Below are 5,216 nucleotides of genomic sequence, written 5' to 3'. Positions count from 1 at the left end.
GGGGTATCACCCGGCTGCACGGAGCCGAAGGCGGAGGAAGACGGGGAGACCGGCCCGCCAACGCTTGCGCTTGGCCCTTGGCGTCGCGGGGGGCAAAGCCCCCGAAGCGCAAAAAGGACCGTGCCGAAGGCGCTCTTGACCTGGCTCAATTGCGGCCAGCCGATGCTGACGGCATCATTCGGGGGCTCAGGAGAGGGGGACCGCCGATGCGCCAAGTCTACATGCGGTTTTACGCGGCGGGCTACAGCCGGCGCGTCATGCCGCGCCGGCTGCGCCGGTTGCTCGCCCGCACCGGGCTGCACCGCGCCTGGCTCTCGGGCTATCTCGGCTGCTTCTGGGAGGACGGGATCAAATACGGCCCCGCCAATCCCTATGCTCAACGCTGGGACACGCCGGCGGACGAGCAGGAGGCCGAGCCTGCAATCCCGGATCTGGCGTTCTTCGTGGATCTTTGGCCGCGCTACCCGGATAGTCTCGAGAACGCCGAGCTGCCGGCCGCCGGTCGCGATGATGCACGCGACCAACCCGCATCCCCGGCGAGCGCGACATGCCGCCCGCCGCAGGGAGGGGCGGCGCTGGCCTCGGGAACCGTGAACTGAAGGGCTCTGCAGGGCGCGAGATCTGCGCCGGCCTGCCAGAGCTGCGAAAGGAGATCCCGGCGCTGCCGGGATCACGACTGTCTTGAGATTGCCGATCACCGAGGTAATCGTGCCATGCTTGGAGAGGGAGCTACATGTCGCGAAAATCGCAACTCGATCTTTGGACGGGGAAGACCGTCGGAGCCACGCAGCAAAAGGAGTACCGCGAACGGATGCGAAAGCGTGGTTACAAACTCTTGCAGATCTGGACCCCTGCGCCTTGCGTCGAGCAGCTGAAGGAGTACGCCGCTTCTGTAGCTCGTTCATATGAGGCCGGCGAGAAATGCTCCGATCCGTCCGGAGCCGCGCAAGAACGCTGAAGAGCGGACTTGCGCCGCTGCCCTCGGCTGGGCTCGCCGTGGGCTTGCGCCCTTGCTCGCAAGAGCCGGCCATCACGGCAGGAACTCGACCACGCCCTGCGGTCCGTTCAGCCGCGCCGTCAGCGGCCCCGGCGTGAACACCGATCCGCCTCCGCTGCACCGGATAACCGTCAGGCTCAGGGTGCGCAGCGCCTGTCTCGCCATGACCTCGGCGCCGCCGCTCCAACTGACCAGGCGAACCGACGCCATGTCTATCAGCCCGCCTTCGATCACCGTGTAATCGGCCTCGATTACCATCTGTCGTTCCGCTGTGGACAGCGCATCGAGCTGCCGGCAACTGCCGGCCCGTCCAAAGATCGCCGGATCAGGCGGACCCGGCGCCGGATCGAGAAACCAGCAATCGGGCGCGATGCCCTGGCCCGCGGTCTGGCCTTGCGCCAGCGCCGTCAGGACAAAGAGCAGGGGGATGATGCAGCGCATGTGCTTCCTTTCCGGTTCTGACCTCAGAGCCGGAAAGGCTCTCACGGACACGCAAAGGTTGAAAACGCGCCGAGGGAAATCCCGTATGCGACGAAGCGGCGCACTCAGGTCAGGCCGTCAAAGGAGAGCCCGGCGTGGCCGGGATCGAGCCGGTCTTGAGGATCGGCGGGGTGGTGGTGGCGCTTTCCGGGTGTCGCTGATCGCCCCGGTCGACACCGCGCCGATAGCAGAAATCCCGCCGTGCGCCGGGATTTATCCGGTTCCTTGGTCGGCGAGAGGCTTAACGCGGGCTGCGCCCGCGTTTGTCCCTGGTCTGCAGCCTGCCTTCGGATGTCTGCTGTGCCGACGAAGCCGCCCTTCAGCTGGATGCCAGAACAGCTGGCGCTTGCGCTTCCGCCCAGTCACGAAGCCGCTGTTGGAGGTTCGGAACGGCTTGAGCGTGATCTAAGAAATCTCTGATCCGCATGGGCTCCCAACGCTCGCCTTCACTTCCAAAGCACACATAATCAAGCCGCTCAGGATCTATCGACGCGGCAAGGAAGTAGCTGCAGGGAGTCCCGGCGATGGCGCCAGCATAGGGGCGGCACCACCGCACTGTCCGGGGTTCAAAGATGAGGCCAAATTCCTCCTCAACTTCCCGAAGGGCACAGGCGACCGGCGTCTCACTGCCTTCCCGCCCACCGCCGGGAAGATCCCATAAGCCGGGTGACGGAATGGTGGGAATGTTGTCGCGCTTGTAGGTGACAAGGCGCTCCCCGAACGTGAGAGCTATTTTAGCTCCATGAAAGTCACGGCCATCCCACATGTCATGAACCTAGCATACGGCTGCAGCAAGGCAACGCCGGCTTTGGGCTCCTCGCGGTCGTTGCCAGCCCTAAGCACTGGCGGCAGATAGGCGGATTGAGCTGGGCGCCCCCCCGGCCGGCGGCCGGGGCCGCGCTCTAGTTCCGTCCAGCAGGGCTGGCCGGAACCGGAGCCAGGACATCAGCCCCTCCCTGCGCGGCGGGCGTCCTGACTGTCTCGGAGAGCCAGCCATGACGCAGCCGGGCATGGTCGGGTCCGACGCCCCGTCTCCGCCCTGCGGGTGACGATCACTGGCGCAGAAGATCCGACGGAGATCCCGACATGTGTCGGGATCGAGCAGGTCAGCAGCCAGGTCAGGGGATCGACGCGGGCTTGGGCCCGCGCTCACCCCCGCCCTGCGGTTTTTCCTGTTTGCCAGATCCGCCCAACATCCCTGATCGAGCCAGTCAATCGGCAAGCGCCGCGCGATGCGCGTCGTCGGAGCCGGGGGCCGTGTCCTCGTCTGCGCCTGCGGGCCGCACCACCCCCGGCTCCGACCATTGACAGTCCCGCCCAGGGCCGTGGGTCGGGCTTCGCCCTCTCCACTCTGTTCCGCCGAATACATGCGTATTCGACAGACCAGATTGCCGAGGCGCAGCCCATCGGCGGAGGCGGGGAAGAGACAACCCGCGCCGCCCCCACCACGAAGGAGCGAAAGCACAATGACCTACAAGCTTGTGTTCATGGCAGATGGAGCGCCCACCGCCGTCGCCACTGATGATCTTGCGTTCGCCTGCGCCAATCTCGGCCTCGCCATCACCGGCGTCGAGCGCCGCACCACCCTGCAGCCCTGCCTGCAAGGCCAGCCCAAGATCGCGGGCATGATCGGCCCCTGCTACGGCGGCGAGGATGATGGCGCTCCGGTCATCCGCTACGAGGACGCCGCCACCCACGCGGCGCTGGGGGCATGACCATGACCCTGCAACCCCTTCCCGCCGACGAAGACGCCGATGTCGCTGCCGAAGAGGAACGTGCACGGCAGGCGGCGATGATCGCCGAGCAGAACGACCGCTTCCGCAAATCCTTTGGCGCGGACTTTGCCGTTCCGGGGCGGATCGTCGCCACCCCCGGCGTCGCCGCCCTCGGCTATGCGGCCCGCGTGGCGCTGATGGGCGAAGTGATGCGCTTCGATACCTTCACCGAAGCGAACGACCCGCACGGACAGCATGACTTCGGCGTCGTCACCGTCGAGGGCCAGCGGGTCTACTGGAAGATCGACTATTACGATCCGGCCCTCGCCTTCGGCTCAAACGCCCCGCACGACCCGGCCCAAACCGTGCGCGTCATGACCCTCCTGCTGCCCTCCGAATACTGACAGCCGCCGCCCAGCCCCCGGACAGGGGGCTGGCATTCCGCCCTCTCACCACAGATCGAGGATTGAACCGATGAACGCCCAGGTTTCCGCCGAAGCCATCACCGCCGCCGCCGCCGCCGCCGTGACCGAATATGTGCCGATGGCCGATCTCTACCTCTCCACCCTCAACCCGCGTCAGGACGCCGACGCCGAAGGCATCGCCCTCTTGGCCGAAAGCCTGATCGCCTGCGGGCTGGTCCAGAACCTCGGCGGCCTGCGCGACGAGGCGGACCGTGTCGCCATCGTGTTCGGTGGCCGTCGCCTGCGCGCCTTGCAGATCGCCGTCGAGACGCGCCCCGATCTGGCGATGGTGCCGGGGAGGATCGCCCCCGACGCCATGACCGCACAGGCATGGGCCAGCGCCGAGAACACGGCGCGGCAAGACCTCAATGTCGTGGACGAGATTCGCGCCTATGGCGCGATGGCCGAAAGCGGCGCTGCCGTGGCGAACATCGCGCAAGCCTTCGCCGTCACCGAGGCCCATGTCTACCGCCGCCTTGCGCTGGCGAACCTGCCCGAGCCGGTGCTGGACGCCCTGCACGAAGGGGCGATCACCCTCGGCATCGCCTCCTGCTTCACCATCGCCAATGACGAGGAACTGGCGCTGGCCGTGCTGGGCCGGGTGAAGGGCAGCAGCTACTACAGCGAGTATCAGGTCAAATCCATGCTTCAGCCCGAGGGCATGACCTCCGATGATCGCCGTGTGCGGTTTGTCGGGCTGGACGCCTACCGCGAGGCGGGCGGCGCGGTGAAGCGCGACCTGTTCGGCAAGGAAGAGTATATCGAGGACATGGGCCTGATGATGCGCCTGTTCGACGCCAAGCTTGAAGCCGCCGCCGAGGCGCTGCGCGCCGGGGGCTGGAAATGGGTCGAGGTCTATGCCGAGACCTATGTGTCCTACAACGTCACCGACCCGATGATCCGGCTGCGCAAGGAAGGCGGCGAGTTGAGCGGGGCCGAGGCCGAGGAATACGACAGCCTTGCCGAACTGGCCGAGGACGACGCCATGGACGAGGCGCAGGCCGCGCGGTTCGAGGAACTGACCCAGAAGCAGGCCGAGCGTTACACGCCCGAGCAGATCGCGGAGAGCGGCGGTTGGGTCTACGTCTCGCACCAAGGCGCGTTGCAGACCTCGCTGGGCTATGTTCGCAAGGAGGATGCCGCCACCGCCGCCGAAGCGGGCGTGATTGCAGCCCCCGAAGGCGGGTTTGTGGAAGCTGCTCCGGCGGAAAAGAGCGCCTACAGCGTAAAGCTGGTGGAGGACATGAAGGCGGTGCGCCTCGCCGCCGCTCAGACCGCGCTCCTGTGCAAGCCGGGCCTTGTGCTCGATCTGCTGGCCTTCGCCCTGTCGCCGGAGGCGGGCGCCTACCACAGCATCATGGACATTCGCACCGGCGCACCGACCATTGTCCCGTCGCAGGACGAAGGGCTGGCGCTGGACGAGCGCCTGACCCAGAGGGCCACGACGCGCTGCATCGACCATGCCGAAGCCTTCGCCGCGTTCCGCGCCAAGGGCCAGAAGCACCGCAACGCCGCGCTGACCGAAGCCGTCGCCCGGACCCTGAACTACGCCTGCGGCGG

General features: G+C 66.8%; 6 protein-coding genes. 4 read left to right on the top strand and 2 right to left on the bottom strand.

Annotated features, from left to right (window positions below; genetic code table 11):
- Positions 1-206 precede the first annotated feature (206 nt).
- Positions 207-599, top strand: coding sequence for a hypothetical protein (locus C5F48_RS21710; RefSeq protein WP_107665835.1), 393 nt, complete (start codon positions 207-209; stop codon positions 597-599).
- 431 nt (positions 600-1,030) lie between these two features.
- Here the strand turns inward: C5F48_RS21710 and C5F48_RS21705 are convergent, their stop codons facing one another.
- Together C5F48_RS21705 and C5F48_RS26515 are read right to left on the bottom strand one after the other, a co-directional pair.
- Positions 1,031-1,438 carry a hypothetical protein gene (locus C5F48_RS21705; RefSeq protein WP_107665834.1) on the bottom strand — a complete coding sequence of 136 codons (408 nt, stop codon included), beginning with the start codon at positions 1,436-1,438 and terminating at the stop codon, positions 1,031-1,033.
- A 358-nt stretch (positions 1,439-1,796) separates the two neighbouring features.
- The gene (locus C5F48_RS26515) at positions 1,797-2,243 is read right to left on the bottom strand and encodes an NUDIX domain-containing protein (protein WP_107665833.1); all 447 of its coding nucleotides are present in this window, start codon (positions 2,241-2,243) and stop codon (positions 1,797-1,799) included.
- Between the two features lie 700 nt (positions 2,244-2,943).
- Here C5F48_RS26515 and C5F48_RS21695 point away from each other — a divergent pair.
- The 3 genes from C5F48_RS21695 to C5F48_RS21685 all read left to right on the top strand — a co-directional run.
- Entirely contained in the window at positions 2,944-3,192 is a 249-nt protein-coding gene (locus C5F48_RS21695; protein WP_107665832.1) for a hypothetical protein, read from the top strand.
- A 2-nt stretch (positions 3,193-3,194) separates the two neighbouring features.
- A complete protein-coding gene (locus tag C5F48_RS21690) occupies positions 3,195-3,596 on the top strand; it encodes a DUF3768 domain-containing protein (RefSeq protein ID WP_107665836.1) in 402 nt (133 codons plus the stop codon).
- A 70-nt stretch (positions 3,597-3,666) separates the two neighbouring features.
- Positions 3,667-5,216 (top strand): ParB/RepB/Spo0J family partition protein (locus C5F48_RS21685; protein WP_107665831.1); only part of this gene is annotated, 1,550 nt, incomplete at its 3' end.

Origin of the sequence: Cereibacter changlensis JA139 (assembly GCF_003034985.1) — a bacterium.
In the GTDB taxonomy this organism is placed as follows: Bacteria; Pseudomonadota; Alphaproteobacteria; order Rhodobacterales; family Rhodobacteraceae; genus Cereibacter; species Cereibacter changlensis.
This window is presented reverse-complemented; position numbering and strand designations above follow the sequence as displayed.